At 45.6% G+C, this 16,930-nt stretch carries 17 protein-coding genes; 16 read left to right on the top strand and 1 reads right to left on the bottom strand.

The features are described 5' to 3' along the window. Positions 1–110: 110 nt before the first annotated feature. The 14 genes from cpaB (at position 111) to VIC_RS05480 (ending at position 13,067) form a co-directional block, all read left to right on the top strand. On the top strand, positions 111–902 hold the full coding sequence (gene cpaB / locus VIC_RS05545) for a Flp pilus assembly protein CpaB (protein ID WP_006958380.1): 792 nt from the start codon (positions 111–113) through the stop codon (positions 900–902). Positions 903–915: 13 nt separating this feature from the next. Continuing rightward, positions 916–2,244 carry a type II and III secretion system protein family protein gene (locus VIC_RS05540; RefSeq protein WP_006958379.1) on the top strand — a complete coding sequence of 443 codons (1,329 nt, stop codon included), beginning with the start codon at positions 916–918 and terminating at the stop codon, positions 2,242–2,244. Continuing rightward, positions 2,241–2,726 (top strand): hypothetical protein, encoded by a 486-nt coding sequence (locus VIC_RS05535; RefSeq protein WP_157622075.1) that lies wholly within the window; start codon positions 2,241–2,243, stop codon positions 2,724–2,726. The genes VIC_RS05540 and VIC_RS05535 overlap by 4 nt, the downstream gene beginning before the upstream one ends. Positions 2,727–2,730: 4 nt before the next feature. Continuing rightward, complete coding sequence (locus VIC_RS05530; RefSeq protein WP_006958377.1) at positions 2,731–3,966, top strand: AAA family ATPase; 1,236 nt, start codon at positions 2,731–2,733, stop codon at positions 3,964–3,966. Beyond that, positions 3,963–5,246, top strand: coding sequence for a CpaF family protein (locus VIC_RS05525; protein WP_006958376.1), 1,284 nt, complete (start codon positions 3,963–3,965; stop codon positions 5,244–5,246). The genes VIC_RS05530 and VIC_RS05525 overlap by 4 nt, the downstream gene beginning before the upstream one ends. After that, positions 5,246–6,166 carry a type II secretion system F family protein gene (locus VIC_RS05520; RefSeq protein WP_006958375.1) on the top strand — a complete coding sequence of 307 codons (921 nt, stop codon included), beginning with the start codon at positions 5,246–5,248 and terminating at the stop codon, positions 6,164–6,166. Before VIC_RS05525 ends, VIC_RS05520 begins: the two co-directional genes overlap by 1 nt. Next, positions 6,167–7,045, top strand: a complete 879-nt coding sequence (locus VIC_RS05515; protein ID WP_006958374.1) for a type II secretion system F family protein — start codon at positions 6,167–6,169, stop codon at positions 7,043–7,045. It begins immediately after the preceding gene. After that, positions 7,032–7,874: a tetratricopeptide repeat protein gene (locus tag VIC_RS05510; RefSeq protein ID WP_006958373.1), complete on the top strand. Its 843-nt coding sequence runs from the start codon at positions 7,032–7,034 to the stop codon at positions 7,872–7,874. Before VIC_RS05515 ends, VIC_RS05510 begins: the two co-directional genes overlap by 14 nt. Then, positions 7,871–8,365, top strand: coding sequence for a TadE family protein (locus VIC_RS05505; protein WP_006958372.1), 495 nt, complete (start codon positions 7,871–7,873; stop codon positions 8,363–8,365). The genes VIC_RS05510 and VIC_RS05505 overlap by 4 nt, the downstream gene beginning before the upstream one ends. Continuing rightward, positions 8,349–8,870, top strand: coding sequence for a tight adherence pilus pseudopilin TadF (gene tadF, locus VIC_RS05500; RefSeq protein WP_006958371.1), 522 nt, complete (start codon positions 8,349–8,351; stop codon positions 8,868–8,870). Before VIC_RS05505 ends, tadF begins: the two co-directional genes overlap by 17 nt. 3 nt (positions 8,871–8,873) lie before the next feature. Then, entirely contained in the window at positions 8,874–10,097 is a 1,224-nt protein-coding gene (locus tag VIC_RS05495) for a vWA domain-containing protein (protein ID WP_006958370.1), read from the top strand. A gap of 3 nt (positions 10,098–10,100) precedes the next feature. Beyond that, entirely contained in the window at positions 10,101–10,721 is a 621-nt protein-coding gene (locus VIC_RS25975) for an OmpA family protein (RefSeq protein ID WP_050778592.1), read from the top strand. Positions 10,722–10,788: 67 nt separating this feature from the next. After that, positions 10,789–12,849: a type III secretion system outer membrane ring subunit SctC gene (gene sctC, locus VIC_RS05485; RefSeq protein ID WP_006958369.1), complete on the top strand. Its 2,061-nt coding sequence runs from the start codon at positions 10,789–10,791 to the stop codon at positions 12,847–12,849. Next, positions 12,849–13,067, top strand: coding sequence for a hypothetical protein (locus VIC_RS05480; protein WP_006958368.1), 219 nt, complete (start codon positions 12,849–12,851; stop codon positions 13,065–13,067). The genes sctC and VIC_RS05480 overlap by 1 nt, the downstream gene beginning before the upstream one ends. 49 nt (positions 13,068–13,116) lie before the next feature. On the opposite strand, the gene VIC_RS05475 is transcribed toward VIC_RS05480, so the two are convergent. Continuing rightward, positions 13,117–13,677, bottom strand: coding sequence for a GNAT family N-acetyltransferase (locus VIC_RS05475; protein WP_039951316.1), 561 nt, complete (start codon positions 13,675–13,677; stop codon positions 13,117–13,119). A 184-nt stretch (positions 13,678–13,861) separates the two neighbouring features. Here VIC_RS05475 and VIC_RS05470 point away from each other — a divergent pair, with 184 nt between their 5' ends. Together VIC_RS05470 and VIC_RS26795 are read left to right on the top strand one after the other, a co-directional pair. After that, the gene (locus VIC_RS05470) at positions 13,862–14,932 is read left to right on the top strand and encodes a S1 family peptidase (RefSeq protein WP_006958367.1); all 1,071 of its coding nucleotides are present in this window, start codon (positions 13,862–13,864) and stop codon (positions 14,930–14,932) included. A 178-nt stretch (positions 14,933–15,110) separates the two neighbouring features. Beyond that, positions 15,111–16,802, top strand: a complete 1,692-nt coding sequence (locus tag VIC_RS26795; RefSeq protein ID WP_039951313.1) for a hypothetical protein — start codon at positions 15,111–15,113, stop codon at positions 16,800–16,802. Positions 16,803–16,930 lie beyond the last annotated feature (128 nt).

The following is a 16,930-nucleotide window of genomic DNA, read 5'->3' as shown; positions in this document are numbered from 1 at the left end:
ATCACTATTTACATCTCTAAAAATAAACATTTTAATATTAAATAATAATCCTATTTATTTAATATTAAAAGAAAGATTGAAATGGCCTTAGAACTTATTAAGGACTAGCAGTGAAAAACAAAGTTATTATTTCTTTGGCGAGTTTCTCTATTCTTGTCGGTGCTTATGGGCTCTCTGCAGTTCTGAGCCCTAAACCAACAGACGCTACCGAAGTGGTCCCTACACGATACGTTAAGCTATGGGAGCTTAAAGAGCCAGCCAAAGCAAAACAAGAACTGACTCGGGAGCAGTTATCGGTGCGCAGGATGAAAGAAAATGAGGCTAACGAGTTAGGGTATGTTGATGATGTTTCATTGAGCATTGTTCCTGGGATGCTATTCCGCTCGAATATGGCGGAAGGCACCTTGGTCACTGCTGATGACTTTATACGACCGGATGATGCTGACTATGTCGACTTCATACTTGCAGAAGGGAAGATGCCTTACCGATTGACAGTGGTAACAGAGAACATTGTCGGCACCGCTATTGAAAGTGGGGACCTGATTGATATTTTGGCATTCACTGGGCTGAATGGTGAAGACGCTTACCAAGAAGTTGCTCTTGCGAGTAAGCCTGTTAAGGGCGCTATTTCGGTCACCCCTATTTTTGCAGCCATTAAAGTTCTCCGTGTGGAAACGGAGGTAAAAAAGGACGACACTCAGCCCCAAGCCACAACGTTTATTCTTGAAATGGACAGAAAACAAGCGGTGACACTGACCTTAGCCAAACGTATTGCTACTCTCGAAATTCAAAAATCGATTGGTCAGTTTGACATGTCCGAATATCAAGCAGATGCAGGGGATATTCTGCATGACTTTGATTCTATCGTTGAGCTCCGTGCTGACAAAACCACGATTAATTAAGGATGCATCACACATGTGGTTAAAAAAACTATTCACCGGAGCGCTTTCTCCATTGCTCTCTGTCGCGACTACTGTGGCGGCAAGTGAGTACCTGCCGATGGCGGAAGGCGATGCGCGCCCATTCGCCACACAACAAGAAATAGGCACAGTTTTTGTGTCTAATCCTGCGGTTGCAGATTACCAAGTGATTGATAAGCATAAAGTAGTTATTTATAGCAAGTCTACAGGGAAGAGCTCGCTGATTGTTTTTGATCAATCAGGTAACACCATCTTAAGCCGTAGAATTCAAGTGAATAAGAGTGCTGACTCCATCCAACGTTATCTACGTAACCATTACCCTAACGCTCAGGTAAACGCATATTACGTTGGAGAGCAGGTGGTATTGAGTGGAACGGTATCCAGTGAGCAGGTGAAGGATGAGATCTACATCGTAGTAGGTGAAATGTTGGAAAAGCCAGCAAATCGACAAAAGTTTGAGCTAGAGACAGAAGACGAATCTTATGAGATGAAGTTTATGGAGCGACGTGAATATGACGGTGTAGTCAATAATATTGAGGTCGTGGTAACCAAACAAGTTAACGTTAAAGTTTCGATTGCAGAAGTTTCGCAAAAAGCTCTGGAACAAATTGGGGTGTCCTATTTTTCGAAAGGCCAAGTCCCGGGTTCTGGTGTGTTTGTTAACGCCATCAATGCGTTCAGTGCAGACGATATTTTGATGATGATTAATGCTATTGACAATGAAAGTGTTGGCCGCGTTCTGGCAGAACCTAATTTATCAGTAACGTCAGGAGAAAGTGCAAGCTTTTTGGTGGGTGGTGAGTTACCTGTTGTCACGACAATCGATGGAGGCTCGTCGGTTAGCTACAAAGAGTTTGGTGTGCGATTGGAGTTGATGGCGAAAGTTAAACGCGACAACAAAATCACCTTGTCGTTGGTCCCTGAGGTGAGCTCTTTGGACTCGCAATATGAAAATGACACCTACGATTTACCAGCTTTAAAGACTCGTAGAGCGAGAACAACGGTTGAGTTGGGGGATGGACAAAGTTTTGTCCTAGGGGGATTACTTAGCAGCGAAGACATGGAGTCGCTCAGTAAGATACCACTTATTGGTGACATTCCTATTCTGGGTACCTTGTTCCGCAATGCAGAAACTGAGAGAAACAAAACTGAATTGATTATCGTCGCGACTGTGAATCTCGTGAAACCCGTTGAGACCTCAACTATTTCATTGCCAACGATCAACAGAACGTCGACGCTGAAAAGAATGTTCTCTTGGGAAAATGACGAAGAGAAAATAGAGAGCACGGAGATGTTGCTCGACAATGGGGGGTTCAAACAATGAGGCAATACTTAATGTGTTTGATGGGGCTCCTGGTGTTGGCCTCCGGTTGTGCGCAGACGGTTCCGCCAAGATATGGACCTGATCTGACTTTGTCTCCCGTCACAGACGCTATCACTGTAAGCCCAACCGAAAACTCGTTTGCTGATCAAGTTGCGGCAGACTTTATAGCCCTGCATTGGTCAACTATCAGTACCCAAGGCGCCGATTTAATCTGGCACACGCAAAAGGGTAAAGAATGGGTCAAGAGCATTCAGCGAGCGCTCCTTGCTCAAGGAGTGGACGCGGGCTTAATTCACTTGAGCCAAGCTTCGGCGTCAAAATCTGGGGCAGACTTTACGTTTTCTTCAACGAGTTACATGATAAGCGCTAAGCAGTGTGAGAAAGATGATGTATACAACCTAGGCGAAAACGAGCATGGCTGTACTCTTGAAACATTGCGCTGGAGCAGCATGGTCAACCCTCAAAAGATGATAGGAGATTGACGTAATGGCAGGACTGGTTGAGTTACTTAAAAGTAAGGACAGCGCGGAGTCAGGTGAACGAGGCCTACAGTCTCTTTTGGTCTACGGGTCTGAAGATTTTCGCGGATTTGTCGAAGAAGCCTATCGTTTTGAAGGGCTGACGGAACCTGATTGCCTTTCGTTACATGACATAGATCTTGAATACAAATTGGCGAGTGCCAAGGTACGTTTCTTAGTCTTGGATCTGACGGAAAGTACGAATGTTATGCAAGATATTGCTTCTAAGTCTCATGTTCTTCCAACCGAGATGGGTATTTTGGTGGTGGGCTGTGAAGATAAAATATCGGTAGAACGTCATATGCATATGCTGGGTTACCACTATACGTTTTTCAGCACTGATAAGGTAAGTTTTATCGATAGCGTTCAGAAAGCTCAAAAATCGCTTGTGAGCGCCACAGACAATGACTTACGTCGGCAAGCGAAACGTATCGCTGTGGTTGGGACACGAGGAGGGAATGGAGCGACTTTAGTAGCGACACTGCTGGCCAAGTATTTATCGCAAGCACACAACAGCCACTGTGTCCTTGTTGACCAGAGTATGATGGCGGGGAACCTGGATGTCTTAATGGGGCTCAAACACTTTTCAAAGCGTGAGTTGGCGGCGGGAAGTTTAAGTTCGGCTATGGATGCAGGATCAGCCATGAGTCTCGCACAGAAAGTAGCGCCCCGTCTGTCGGTGTTGGCCATGCAATCATCTGAATTGGACGGCGTCAAGCTCAAAGAGTATTACCGCAGTCTATATCCCCAAATTGGGACTGCGTGTCATTTCATCATTGAGGACGTTCTATATGGCCTAGCCTCTCTAGGTGATGTCCAGTTGTTTTCCAAGGAGTTTGACATAGTGGTATTAGTGCTAGAGCCAAGCATTGAATCACTGCGTGAAGCGGCGAAGATCCGTAACAAACTAAAGGAGCAGAATGGAGCGCTCAGAATTTTATCTGTGGTTAATCACACCAAGCCAGAATCGACTTATGTTCTTACATTACAAGACATAGAACAGGTGCTACAGGTACCAGTAGATACGGTCATACCATTTGAGGCTAGACTCATGCAAATGCTCATTGATCACGAAGATATCTTAAACCAGAAGGGAAAACTACCGTCGCCTATCCAAGCATTGGCAAGGGCTATTTTAGGCCTCAGTCCGGTCAGTAGGAAACCTTCTTTATCATTGAAGCGTATATTGGGGAATCGTTCATGAGTACCAATCACGCGATCTTTTTGTCTGTCCGAGAACAGATCTTTGATGCCCTGGAAGCTGAGGCGGTCAATTCGCTTTCAAAAGACGACTTGGCAAAACAACTCTCTGATGCCGTGAACGTATTAATTGAGAAGAATGGTTGGTCGGTAGCTGAAATCATTCGAGCGGATTTTGTCAAACGTTTAGTCGATGAGCTTCGTGGCTTGGGGCCACTGCAGGCTTTGATTGATGATGACTCTATCAGTGACGTTATGGTGAATGGTTTTGATCGCGTCTTTATTGAACGCGGTGGAAAAATTCAAGCCTCTACGGTGTCATTTATCGATGAAACCCAGTTACTGACTATTGCGAAACGTATTGTGAGCCAGGTAGGACGTCGTATTGATGACTCTTCACCAACATGCGATGCGAGGTTATCGGATGGAAGTCGTGTCAATGTGGTGATCCCACCAATCGCATTGGATGGCACATCAATGTCAATCCGAAAATTTAGTAAACAAAGTGTCGACTTGTCACAATTGGTAGAGTTTGGTGCGATGACTCCTCAAATGGCTAATTTGTTGATCATTGCTTCTCGATGCCGCTTGAACATTTTGATTTCTGGCGGCACAGGTTCAGGTAAAACCACTCTGCTTAATGCCTTGTCACAATATGCTGATGAAACAGAGCGCATTGTTACAATTGAAGACGCGGCTGAATTAAAACTGCTCCAGCCTCATGTCGTAAGATTAGAAACACGAGTGTCTGGTGTTGAAGGAACTGGTGCTGTAACGCAACGCGATTTGGTGATCAATGCTCTGCGTATGCGCCCTGACAGAATCATTGTAGGCGAATGCCGTGGCGGGGAAGCGTTCGAGATGCTTCAAGCTATGAACACGGGGCATGATGGCTCGATGTCGACCTTGCATGCGAATACACCCCGCGATGCATTATCAAGAGTTGAATCTATGGTGATGATGGCCAATACCAATCTCCCTTTAGAAGCCATTCGACGTACGATAGTTAGCGCAGTCGATATCGTGATCCAAGCCAGTCGACTGCATGATGGTAGCCGAAAAGTAACCAGTATCTCAGAAGTGGTTGGCATTGAAGGGGATAATGTGGTGATTGAAGAAATCTTCCGCTTTCAACCTTTGTACCAATCGGATAATTCGGAAGGCAAAATTGAAGGTGAATTTATCGAGCATGGACTCCTTCAACGCTCTGTCTTGACCGAGAAAGCTCGATTTTTTGGTTTGTCTGAGCAGCTCAACGCGATCTTTAACAGGGAGTTGAATTGATGTTTTTGTCGTTGGTGATGATTTTAGGTGGGGCGTTCTTTTTGCTCTCCGTTCTGTTACAAGCTCGAAGACGACGACAATATTTCAAGGATGTTTCCCATTCCTCCGTGAGTCAATTAGTTGGGGATGTGGGTCAAGCGATCGATCTCAGAACGCTAGAAGAAACAAGTTGGTTGCAACAAGGCAAAAGCCGAGTAATCAGTTCTTACTATCAGCTTGGCAGTCAGCCAGCACTGAAAGTTATTGCGATTATTATCCTAGGGCTTGTGGTTTCGATTTATGTCAATCAAACGTACTTCCGAGTGCATCAAGTAGCTTTCTCTATAGGTATTAACCTCATTTTTATGTTGCTTGGTATGAACTGGTTGCAGGCCCGAGAAAAACAACATTTTGAGGAGGCTTTTCCGGATGCCTTGACGATGTTGGCCAGTGCTGTGAGTGCTGGGGAAGGGTTAATGCAGTCGTTTATATTCGTCGGTCGTACGCTGGATGGCCCTGTAGGTAAGGAGTTTAAAAAAATGGGCGACCGTCTACAAATGGGGGAGTCGACGAACGCGGTATTCAGTAAATCGTGTCAACGCTTTCCATACCCTTCTTTCCATTTCTTTGTCATCACGATGCGGGCCAATATTGATCGAGGTGGGCAAATTAAAGAGGTTGTTGCGAAACTGAATCGCGTAATGTTTTCTGCGAGGGCTATTGAGAAGAAAAAGTATGCTTTGACCTCTGAGGCAAGAGTCTCTGCAAAGATTGTTGGCGCGTTACCTTTTTTCTTCTTGTTTCTGTTGCAATACATCAGCCCAGACAATTTTGAATTCGTAATGTTTCACCCAGACGGTCGCCCAGTCCTGTATTACGTAATGATAAGTGAGTGCATCGGTATGGGGCTGATTTGGCTTTTAATGAAAGGAGTGAGATAAATGGAAAGAATAGTTCTTTTTATTTCACTAGTTGCTGTCTCAGCTGGCGTGCTTTTTTTGGGGGTGCTGTTCTTCAAGACTATGGCTAAGAAGAAGAAATTTCGCGCCTTATCCATTGGAGGAGCGGCAGATCGTGTTGCACATGAAGAGGATCAACTAAACCGAGAAACTCGCTGGTATGGCTTTTTGTACCAGGAAAACGGCGATATGGAGCAGAAACTTGAGAGAGCTGGCATCTACAACAATCGCTGGGCAGGCTTTTACCTGCCCGTAAAATACACCACGGCTTTTGTAGGAGTTGTCGCCCTTTACAGTTCAACGCTTGGTATTACCTCCATGAAACAGCTCGCCATCATTGCATTATGGTTAATAGCCGTAATCGTCGTTCCCGATTTGTATCTTGAGCACCGGCGTAAGGTTTTGCAGGACAAGATTTCGAATCAACTGCCTTACTTATTGGATCTGATGGCGATGTGTGTTCAGACCGGAATGACTGTGGAGGCTTCTATTCAATACCTCTCGTCAGAATTATCTGCACTAGACAAAGATCTGGGGCATACCATGAACATCGTCAACGAGCGCTCACGTTTAGTTGGCCTTGATCAAGCTCTAGATGAGCTTTATCAACGCTTTCCAGCAACGGAAGTACGTAGCTTTGTTATGACACTGAAACAAAGTTTACGATACGGCAGTGCGATTTACTCAGTTTTGAACAATTTAGCAAGCGATATCCGAGAGGTGAGAGTGTTAGCGCTTGAAGAAAAAATTGGTAAGTTGTCCGCCAAAATGTCTGTCCCGCTTATTCTTTTTATTCTAATACCGATAGTTATCTTGATCGCAGCACCCGGCATCATGAGGTTGATGTATGGCCAAATATAAACTGACTGGATTGATATTGACGGTGATTATTTCGGGCTGCAGTGCTTCTTCCAACTTCAATGAGTCGGTAGCTCAGGAAAGTATGCTGATCAAAACAAAAAATTATCCGGGCCTTATTGACTTCTACAAGGCACAACTTAAGGACTCGGAACATTCGGCAATACGTGCCAAACTCGCTCAAGCCTACTTAGACTATGGTGACCCGGACTCAGCATTATTCACCATCAGGCCACTGACGCAGAGCACTAATGAGCAGACAGCGCGTAAAAAGCAGCCGAGCAGCTCTCCTTGGGATATGGTGACTGAGCAAGTGTCATGGGAAAGCTGGGGACACGATGAAGTGAAGACTAATTGGTTGTTTATACAGGCGAATGCTGAGTTAGCCATGGGTAACAGCGATGCAGCGTTGTCATCAGCACTTCAAGCATTTCAGATGAACAAACAAGACGCAGAGATCGCCAATTTGATCGGTGTGATATACGCGGAAGAGGGCAATATCTACGAAGCACGACATTACTTTCATGTAGCGCGTAAAAACCTCTATGACGATGTCAAGGTTAAAAACAACTTAGCATTGCTGTATCTGTTGGAAGGAAAATTTGAGCGGGCTATTGATATGTTGCTGCCTTTGTATGTCAATGGGCAAGCGGATGAGAAAGTAGAAGCAAACTTGGTCCTCGCGTTGGTGAAAAACGGAGACATCAATTTAATGAGAAAAGTCTTAAGGCCCCAATATTCGGATAGAGAGATTGCGCAGAAATATCAGGTGTTGAGTTCGGTTCAACCTGCGAAATGGATACGTGCATATAATGGAGAGGAGAGCAGATGAGAGTCAGTCTACACCGTATCCGAGGCGTCGCGTCCGTCGAATTTGCCCTCGGGTTTATGCTGTTTTGGGCAATCTGCATGGGTTGGGTAGAGATGAGCTACATGTCGTTCGTGTCTGCTGTATGTGATGTGGTGCTGTCTGAGTCGGTACGTGAATCCAAGGTACAGGCAGAAGATTACCGCCAAGTGTTTACACAGGCTTTGTCGGAAGCGTCTAGTGTGTGGGGCAGTCTGGTCGACCCTAGTCAATTTAAACTGTCGATACAATACCTTGACTCGGTGGGAGAGTTAGAGCAATTGGAAAAGCCTTGCCTAGTGCCCGATGGGGAAGTGGTGTTTGAATGTGGAAATGAGACAATGCAAGCGATTGCGGTGTATCGCATTGACTACGACTTTTACTCATTCTCCAGCTATTTCTTGGATACCAGTAACATTTTCAGCCGAGAAGCCATAGTGATTCAGGAATACGAACGTGATGCATTTGAAATCTAAACAAGAGGGAAGCTTTACGGTTGAATTTGCCCTCATAGGTGTCATGTTGAGCTTTGTGTGGGCATTCAGCGGTGACATCATCATAAAAATGTCAACAAAAGGTAAACTGGACAGACTGTCTTATTCCTTAGTCAACATTCTCAAAGAGCGAACGCAGTTGTACGAGGCAGGACTGAGTATCACTCAAGAGGACGCTTTGGTTTTGTCCAACATCGCGACCAATTCCTTGTCTCGAACGGTCGGTGCGTTTGATTCAAATAAGTTGGCAGTGGTAGTTGAAGCGCGAACCTATGACCCTCAAGCACATACTGACCGATTTGGTCCGGCAGCCTGTCAACCCAATGGTCTAGAACGACTAGATAACTTATCGGTGTTGACGACTTGGGACCGACAAGCCCCGTTATACCGCGTGACAATTTGTTATGAGACCGATAACTGGATTGGCAGTTTGTTAGGACAGGAATATCAGATTGTGAGTTCCTCATCCATCTTGATCGGGAGGTAAGTGATGCATCATAAACAACAAGGGCATGCATCTATTCTGTTTGCCATGCTCATTCCACTTTTATTTGGTGTCTTCGCCTTAGGGAGCGATGGTGCGCGTGCGATACAGTCAAAAGCCAGAATAGAAGATGCATCAGAGGCGGCTGCCTTGGCGCTCTCAGCTCGAGATGATGAGCATGCTATGTCGGATGAAAATAAAACGATTGTGCAAGCCTATATCGAAGAGTACTTACCTGTTGAGGACAGCGACGTCACTATATTGGGTATCGAACGATTGGAATGTGACGATATGCCTGAGTGCCGTCAGGGTTCCGGTCGAGGAGAAGCACGATATACGCAGTACAGTGTTAGAGTCTCCGCAGATCAGACGCCTTGGTTTGGTGGAGGCTCCCCTGAGGTAGAAGTACCAGAAGTGTGGCGTTCTCAAGGAGGAGCTAAAGCCAGAAAATATCAAAGTAATGCAGTTGATATCGTATTTGCTGCGGATTTTTCAGGCTCTATGGCAAGTCCTTGGACTGGGGGTAGTCAGCCTAAATATCGCGACTTGATCGATATATTAGAAAAAGTGACAGTTGAACTTGCACCTTACAATTTCGACTCTCAACGCTATAACAGCAGCGTGGGCGTGTCTGGGTTTAACGCGTTGACCTATAGGAACGAGTTGTGCGCTGTAAATAATCTAGAGAAGCAGGGGTTATTAGGTGTGGTGGACTACAGTAGGACAGTTGCACGAATGTGGGAAACGAAGTCCTGTCGGCCACCAAGCATCAGTAATTCTGCTGGCTTTCATGATGTGCCCCTTACTGATGATTATTCAACTTTTAATCGTACGGTTGATAGATTTACCGCAAGAGGTGGGACGGCTTCGTACCAAGCGGTGATGAGTGGTGCCCGACTACTAGATCATGGTAGTAACAATCGGCAAATATTGATTGTGATCAGTGACGGTCAGGATAACAATTTGAACCACACTAACGGACTGGTAAACGCAGGAATGTGTCGAGACATAATTAGTCGCTTAGAGGGGCGACCCTCCGCGAATGGACGTGATGTATCTGCTCGGCTGGCATTTATTGGATTTGATTTCGAACCGAGCATGAATCCTGCCATGGTACGTTGCGTAGGCGAAGATAATGTATTTAAAGCTGAAAATACCGATGAATTATTTGAACAAATCATGTTTTTGATCAGAGAAGAAGTCGGCCATCTGGCAACGAGAAGAGATTAATTGATGAAAAAACTTACTATCGCTATGTGCATCATAGTGACGCCTTGGGTTTGGGCGAAAGAACAAGAAGAGACATTTGTCTGCATGACGGATTCTGGCGAGTATGAATATCAGATATCACTAGAATCGGAAAAAAGAGTCGCTCTAAACTCGGAGGAAAACGTTGTAGTTCTGGTCGAAGCAGGTCACTCGACTCGAGACCGATTGGCGTCAAAGAAACGCGTTCAAACACAAGAAAGTATCTGTGATAGCTATACACGCTATGAGCCGCTGGATACGAACAGTGATCGAGTGTCCACTGTGTATTTTGGGCTAAATTCATTTACAGTGGGGGCACGAGCGAAACAGCAGCTTAATCAATTGATGGGGACAATCGGTCAAAAGCCGCTTCCATTGAGGGTAGAAGGGCACACCGACAGTACAGGGAATCGCGCGAACAACAAGGCTCTAGCGCTCAAACGAGCCAATGCAGTGAAAGAGTATTTGGTGGCAATCGGTTATTCATCAGAGCTCATTACTGCTTCCACCGCCGGGCAGTTGTCCCCTAAATATTCAAATGAAACTAAAGACGGCCGCCAAAAAAATCGACGTGTAGAGATAAAAGTCCGAGCTACACCTCAATAGGGGCTAGGTAGGTGATCAGTATCGTTTTCACTTTCGCGCTCATATGAGCATGGGTAATGTCTAGCGTATGAACTATTCAAGCAGAACCTTGTTGGCTGTTGTACTCATGTTGTTTATGTGTTTTGGGACCAGCCAAGTACAAGGGAAACCTCAGGGGACTTTCCGACAAAGCCCATATTCCTATAGAGCTGATGATGTATTCATCGGTAAAGTATTGAAAGATTTTGCGCGTAGTTTTGGGGTTCAATTAGTCATTGACACGAAACTATCGGGAAAAGTAAACAGCCGAATTCGTACCAACAGTGCAGCGGCATTTTTGAATCGGCTTGGGCTTGAATATGGGTTTAACTGGTTTTTGTATAGTAACACGTTGTACATCACAGAGAGCCAAGATCATCAAGTGTATCGATTGGACGTGGCGGAGTCTTCCACGCATGATTTGAAGCTGGCCTTAGAAAACATCGGCTTGCTGGATCCCCGCTTTGGCTGGGGAGAATTACCCGATGAAGGGATAGTATTGGTGTCCGGCCCCAAAAGATATGTTGATTTGGTCAAGAAGTTCAGTCGCCCCTCTCTGAGAGCAATGAACAAAAAGAAAAAGTCCAAAAAACAACAAGAAGTGATGGTTTTTCCGCTTAAATATGCCTCTGTGACCGACAGAGAGGTGCGTTACCGAAACGAGCATATCGTTATCCCTGGCGTTACAAGCTTAATCAAAGAGTTATTGTCACAAGACCGCAACCCAGCGTTGAATGAGGTAGAGCATCTATACAACCTCAACCAAGAGCGGATCCTTCGTCAGACACAGTCCATTGAAGGGGGCGATCAGATGGATATTTCCCCGTATATCATGGGAGGAAGCCGTGCCCCGGAGACGAATTCAGTGAATAACGTTAGCGCTGATGTACGAAGTAATAGTGTCTTGATCTATGATGACCTAGCCAAAAGAAGTATGTATCAACGTCTAATTGAGAAGCTGGATAAGCCCAGTCGTATGGTCGAAATTGATGCCATTATTCTCGACATTGAGCGAAAACAGTTGTCACAGATCGGCGTGAATTGGGGATATCAAAAGAATGACTTTAGTTTGGGGTCGATGATGCCTCAAGGAGGGGTGCAGACTGCTACCTTATTCATCCAAGACAAAGGCCGCTTTTATGCTGAGCTTCAAGCACTTGAAATGAAAGGGAAAGCAACCGTTCTTGCTAATCCATCTGTGCTGACAATGGCCAATCAGCCCGCTGTGATTGACTCAAGTGAGACGGCATTTATCCAAACCGAAGGAGAACGAGTGGTCGATGTGAGGGAAGTAACGGCGGGAACGGGGCTGCAAGTGGTCCCACGCATACTCACTGGTGGGGGCAAAACGACAATCCAACTGAATGTCGATATTGAGGACGGCAATATTTTCGAAGAAGAAGATAAAGAAACACCGTCAGTGAACCGAAGCACGATCAGCACCCAAGCTCTGGTTACCCCCGAACAATCCTTGGTTTTTGGTGGATTTAATGTGTCAGAGAACACGAGGAGCACGAGCAAAGTCCCAGTTTTGGGCGATATTCCGCTACTGGGTAGCTTGTTTCAGGTTCAAAAAGAGGCTAGGACCAAACGGGTACGACTGTTCATTTTAACCCCTAGGATACTCGACAGCTCGATGACTCAAGACGTAAAAGACTACGTTCAATTTGACGAAGATCGGGATGTTGTCGCGAACGCTCAAGAAGAAATAAAGCGCCGCCGACACGGTAAGCAAGAAGCACTGAAGGTGGACGTTGGAGATGCATTGAGAAGCTTGATCAAAGGCTACATCCCCAATGGATTTGAAAAAGGCAAACTGGCCGAGCCGCACTGTCGTAAAGACGTCATTTTGACAAAGTTTGCAAAAGATGATCAGTACATTGGGCCCGAGTTTAATATTATAGCTGGGACAATCTATAACCCATCATCAGGGCGTCAACGGTATGATGAGAAAAATTGTGCGAGTCAAGGTGTGTTGGCGGTCTCTGCTTGGCCTTCAACCTTGCTAGAGCCTGGCGAGAAGGCAGAGATTTTTGTTGTCACAAAACCGAGCAAAACAAATGAAACTCAGAAAGCCCCCGAATTGCATGTAAAAGCCAAAGGAACGTAATGAATCGAGCAAGAGGTACTATCATTGCAATGGTTATGATGTTGATAGCTGGGTGTGCGGCAAATCCAGAGGATTTGTGTACTTATGACAAATGTCGTCGACCTTTATCCACGTCAGAGCATCTTGTGGTGTGGATCGACGAAACACTGCGGGAGCAGCCGACACATTTCTCAGACGACTTTTGGCAAGTCGCGATTGAGAACGACAGCAACCTTTAATTACAGGGGGAAATACGATACTAAGATGAAGGTAGCAAGGGAACTCATATCACGGTTGGTCTACCAATACTTTTTTCAAACTGTAGGTGTGTGATGTAAAAGATTGCATGGCATAAAACGAAAGAGCAGGCTTATTTTGCGCCCAGACGTCTAGATACGCATGAGTTGCACCATGTTGAAGAAAGGAGGTTTCAAGTCGACGTACTAATGCCTGCGCAATACCTAGGCGGCGAAATTTAGGGAGGGTATAAATTTCATCAATATTGCCTACACAATTAGATTGGAGTGCCGCGGATTTGAGTATATATACCCGGCCAGTTATAAATCCGACGATTTGGTTTGAGTGGATGGCTGCATAAACGAAATGGTTGGGTTCAACGAGATAGTAGGCGATGTCCTTTGCTTTTACTGCGTCTTTACCACTCTTAAAAGTGCAAGGCGACTTGCTGTGATGCTCTTCATGTAATGCACACAGGAGTTCATTGAGTACGTCTAACTGTTCAACTTGTGCTGCTCTTATGACGTATTGAGCTTCGCAGTTGGCAGATGTCTGCTGGGTGACCGTCGTATCAGAAGAGAAGGAGTAAACCTTAGGTTCGCATGAATTCATAGAAGATCTCTTTGTTTTGGTATTGTCATTTACATTCAGTGGCAAACCGGAGCAATCCGTTCCCAATCGATAAACTTACCTACCAAGGGGCATCGCAACATTGATGTCTTTCGTATTCATATGGAACCGAACACCTCGCTTGCCTACTTACTAGTGATAATGACCGAAACAAAGAGGCAAAGTGATGAAGTTTCCAGGGTTACTGTTGTTCACAGGTTTATTATCTTTAAACACCCAAGCACAGGTAAGTAATGAACAGATCAATCCAAGCGATGAGGTACGTCTTTTTGCTACGCGTCCGGATAGTGCAACAGAGGTTCCCCCAGCCTTAAGAAGTGAATTGGTTGCTCCTTTTATTATTGATGGAACCGTGGCGGATCCGGATACATACAACTTTCACGCCCGGTTGGTGGTTTTCCCTGCACCAATGTTCTTTCGGGATATATGTGGGGGTTCGATCATTAATTCCCATTTTATTCTGACGGCGGCGCATTGTGTTCAAGATCACCTGACAGGAGCGAAACAATTGGATTTGAAGAAGAGCGGAGTGGTGGTCAAAAACTTCTCTCGTGGGGATGTCTATCGAGACGAAGTGAAGGAAATCAGAGCCGTACATGTGTACGAATTGTTTGGGATTGACGCATATTATTATGGCGACATTGCAATATTGGAGCTGGCTCACCCGATTGTCGACAACGTGCGTTCGATGCCAATTGCTACGATGGTGGACAAAGCCAGTTATGACCAGCAGACGACTGGAGTTATTATCGGCATGGGAGATATTGATGACCAAAGTAGTCAGCCGGACACGTTGCTAATGAGCCAAGCCAATTTGCGTAGCCAACAACAATGTGAACGTGTTTTAGGGCAGAGAAACTACCCAGAAGTGATGTGCATACAATATGGAGGGAGAACATGCTTTGGTGATAGCGGTGGAGGGCTTCTCTATACCAATGGGCAAGGGCGTGTTCAACAAATCGGTATCACGTCATATGGTTACAAGCGGTGTGAGCTCAAAGAACAGTACAGTGTGTTTACTGAAATCGCCTATTACGAATCGTGGATAAACAGCATTGTGACTTACGGTCAGGCACTCACGTTTGATCCAAACGGTGACCATAATGGTTACCACAGCTACGGAGACGCCAGAGGACCAGTATCGTCCGACGGTGGTGACAATGGTGGCGCAGTGGCAATTTTGACCATAATACTGATGCTAAGCTGCTTGGCTTGTCGCCAACGGCCTACACACTGAGAAATGACCGCCAATAGTAAAGTCCCCCTAGTTCTTAGACTTCCCTGCATTCGATAAAACGGGGGCATAGTAGTTTGACCCGCTCTAAATGCTTGTCTTATGTCATGCAGACAAAACCTTTATCTCTAAGCCCTGTTTTTTTCGCGTGGGCTCCATTAGTTTAGGCAATGAACACTCTATGATTCCTATTCAAACACACCTGTCAGATCAGGTACCTTCATCCTCTGGCACAACACCAAACTTTCCCTCGGGCCCCGAAAAACACGATGAAGGTCCTCTACTTTCCAAGCTGAACAAGGTATTTGAGCATGTAATTGTGCCCACATTACCTGTGGCAAAAGAATATCGTGCGCGCGGTTACAACGCGGCAATGCCTGAGGTAGATTTTTCACAGCGAACTTTATTACAACAGCATGTCGACCAATTAGATAAAGTGCTCTGTGATCACGGAGATAAGTTTGAGCCTCATGCACAGCGCGAGATGGAAATTTTGTCACGTCGACTTCGAAAGCAAATTGAGTGCCTGACTGAGACCCAGGTAACCGAATGGGTAAAAAGGCAAGTTCCTAAAGTACATCAAACGACCGTGCCACCAATGGCGGGCATCCTGGGCATACAGGGAGTATCTGAATCGTCAGAACACATGGGAAGTCGCAAAACCGCTCAGGCGTTAGTCCGCCGTCTCGACGCGAGTCTCGCCGCTATGGTAGCTGTTGCTTGTGGACTTACAAATGTGGTTCTCCATCGAGATTTGGAGTGCATTAAACAACGGGTAGAGCGACACCTTCTCGAATCACTGACGTACCGCACCCAGTGCGCCGGCCCTCTTATACCTGAAGGGAAAGGTCGTCAAGATACCTTGATGTCCGGAACTTTTGATCAACCAGAGGCCCAGGAATTGATGGGATTAAAGGAGACTCTGGATTGGCATCAATTGCACAAGGCAAGAGTTCAAGCTGAGTTGGAAGAACAATTGGCGCAGCTTAAATGCACTTGCCAAACAATAGATGACGAGATCAAAAAGTTGTCTCCGCTCTTGGGGCGTCAAACTGAAACAGTTCGTCATGAGGGAGCGGCAGCTTATTTAAATGTCACTTACACTCTGTTAAAGGAAGCAACCTGCTGTTTAAAAAGTGGTATGGAAACCTTACAGCAACAATTGGAAAAACTGCAAGATATACAGCGCTCAAGAGGAGAGATCCATGCCACTTGGAGTCCTCCTTTGACAAAATCAACGGTGCATCCTTCGATCACTGAATGGTTCACCCAAAAAGTTGCTCTGTCTAAGCAAGAAACGTCCAGCATCAAAAGCAAAGCAAATATTATCGCTCAGAAAGCGTTGACGTTAGGTCAGAGCGGGTTGCAAGCGATTGATGAGTTTCACCAGCCCAAAACAGATACTCAACTTCTGAGTGACTCGATTGTTCGTAGCATCTTGTGGCGTTTACAACAGCATCCAGTGGCGTTAATCCAAGTGGCTATCCCCTTGATGTACTGTCTATCTGAGTTGGATAAAATGAAAGGAGGAAAGTCGATTGAACCTGCAGGAGTTCCGACTCTGCCATCTAACGCGTCACCTAACGACCGACTGCAACATATGCTATTGCTTGAATCTCCAGAAATGAAGCATCGAACGAAACTTATGACATTGAGTACTTTGCTCAACGCACGCCTGGATGAAGTCGAACGTGTCTGTGATACGGTCAAGCTCAATGGCACAATCTCGGCACTGAAGTCGCAAGCGGAAGCGTTTTATGAGTGTGTGTGTGTGTGTGTGTGTGTGTTTGTGTGTGTGTGTGTGTGTGTGTGTGTGTGTGTGTGTGTGTGTGTGTGTGCTTCAAGGGACATAACGCTGAGATTCGTGTTCTAGCAGAAGATCTTCGCCAGTCAACCGATCTGCTCAGACAGGCTATTACTGCAGGTAAAAGACGTACCCGAAATCTGTCTGAGGTTAAAAGGTTAGTTGAGCAGGCAGTAACGAAAGCCGTATTTGCAAAA

The sequence above is a fragment of the Vibrio coralliilyticus ATCC BAA-450 genome, from assembly GCF_000176135.1.
Lineage (GTDB): Bacteria > Pseudomonadota > Gammaproteobacteria > Enterobacterales > Vibrionaceae > Vibrio > Vibrio coralliilyticus.
This window is presented reverse-complemented; position numbering and strand designations above follow the sequence as displayed.

What these genes read in the sequence shown, in the direction of transcription:
- tadF (WP_006958371.1), top strand. Translation starts at nt 8,349, where the DNA reads ATGCATTTGAAATCTAAACAAGAGGGAAGCTTTACGGTTGAATTTGCC.
- VIC_RS05540 (WP_006958379.1), top strand. Translation starts at nt 916, where the DNA reads ATGTGGTTAAAAAAACTATTCACCGGAGCGCTTTCTCCATTGCTCTCT.
- VIC_RS05535 (WP_157622075.1), top strand. Translation starts at nt 2,241, where the DNA reads ATGAGGCAATACTTAATGTGTTTGATGGGGCTCCTGGTGTTGGCCTCC.
- VIC_RS05515 (WP_006958374.1), top strand. Translation starts at nt 6,167, where the DNA reads ATGGAAAGAATAGTTCTTTTTATTTCACTAGTTGCTGTCTCAGCTGGC.
- VIC_RS05470 (WP_006958367.1), top strand. Translation starts at nt 13,862, where the DNA reads ATGAAGTTTCCAGGGTTACTGTTGTTCACAGGTTTATTATCTTTAAAC.
- VIC_RS05475 (WP_039951316.1), bottom strand. Translation starts at nt 13,677, where the DNA reads ATGAATTCATGCGAACCTAAGGTTTACTCCTTCTCTTCTGATACGACG.
- VIC_RS05525 (WP_006958376.1), top strand. Translation starts at nt 3,963, where the DNA reads ATGAGTACCAATCACGCGATCTTTTTGTCTGTCCGAGAACAGATCTTT.
- VIC_RS25975 (WP_050778592.1), top strand. Translation starts at nt 10,101, where the DNA reads ATGAAAAAACTTACTATCGCTATGTGCATCATAGTGACGCCTTGGGTT.
- VIC_RS26795 (WP_039951313.1), top strand. Translation starts at nt 15,111, where the DNA reads ATGATTCCTATTCAAACACACCTGTCAGATCAGGTACCTTCATCCTCT.
- VIC_RS05480 (WP_006958368.1), top strand. Translation starts at nt 12,849, where the DNA reads ATGAATCGAGCAAGAGGTACTATCATTGCAATGGTTATGATGTTGATA.
- VIC_RS05495 (WP_006958370.1), top strand. Translation starts at nt 8,874, where the DNA reads ATGCATCATAAACAACAAGGGCATGCATCTATTCTGTTTGCCATGCTC.
- sctC (WP_006958369.1), top strand. Translation starts at nt 10,789, where the DNA reads ATGAACTATTCAAGCAGAACCTTGTTGGCTGTTGTACTCATGTTGTTT.
- VIC_RS05520 (WP_006958375.1), top strand. Translation starts at nt 5,246, where the DNA reads ATGTTTTTGTCGTTGGTGATGATTTTAGGTGGGGCGTTCTTTTTGCTC.
- VIC_RS05505 (WP_006958372.1), top strand. Translation starts at nt 7,871, where the DNA reads ATGAGAGTCAGTCTACACCGTATCCGAGGCGTCGCGTCCGTCGAATTT.
- VIC_RS05510 (WP_006958373.1), top strand. Translation starts at nt 7,032, where the DNA reads ATGGCCAAATATAAACTGACTGGATTGATATTGACGGTGATTATTTCG.
- VIC_RS05530 (WP_006958377.1), top strand. Translation starts at nt 2,731, where the DNA reads ATGGCAGGACTGGTTGAGTTACTTAAAAGTAAGGACAGCGCGGAGTCA.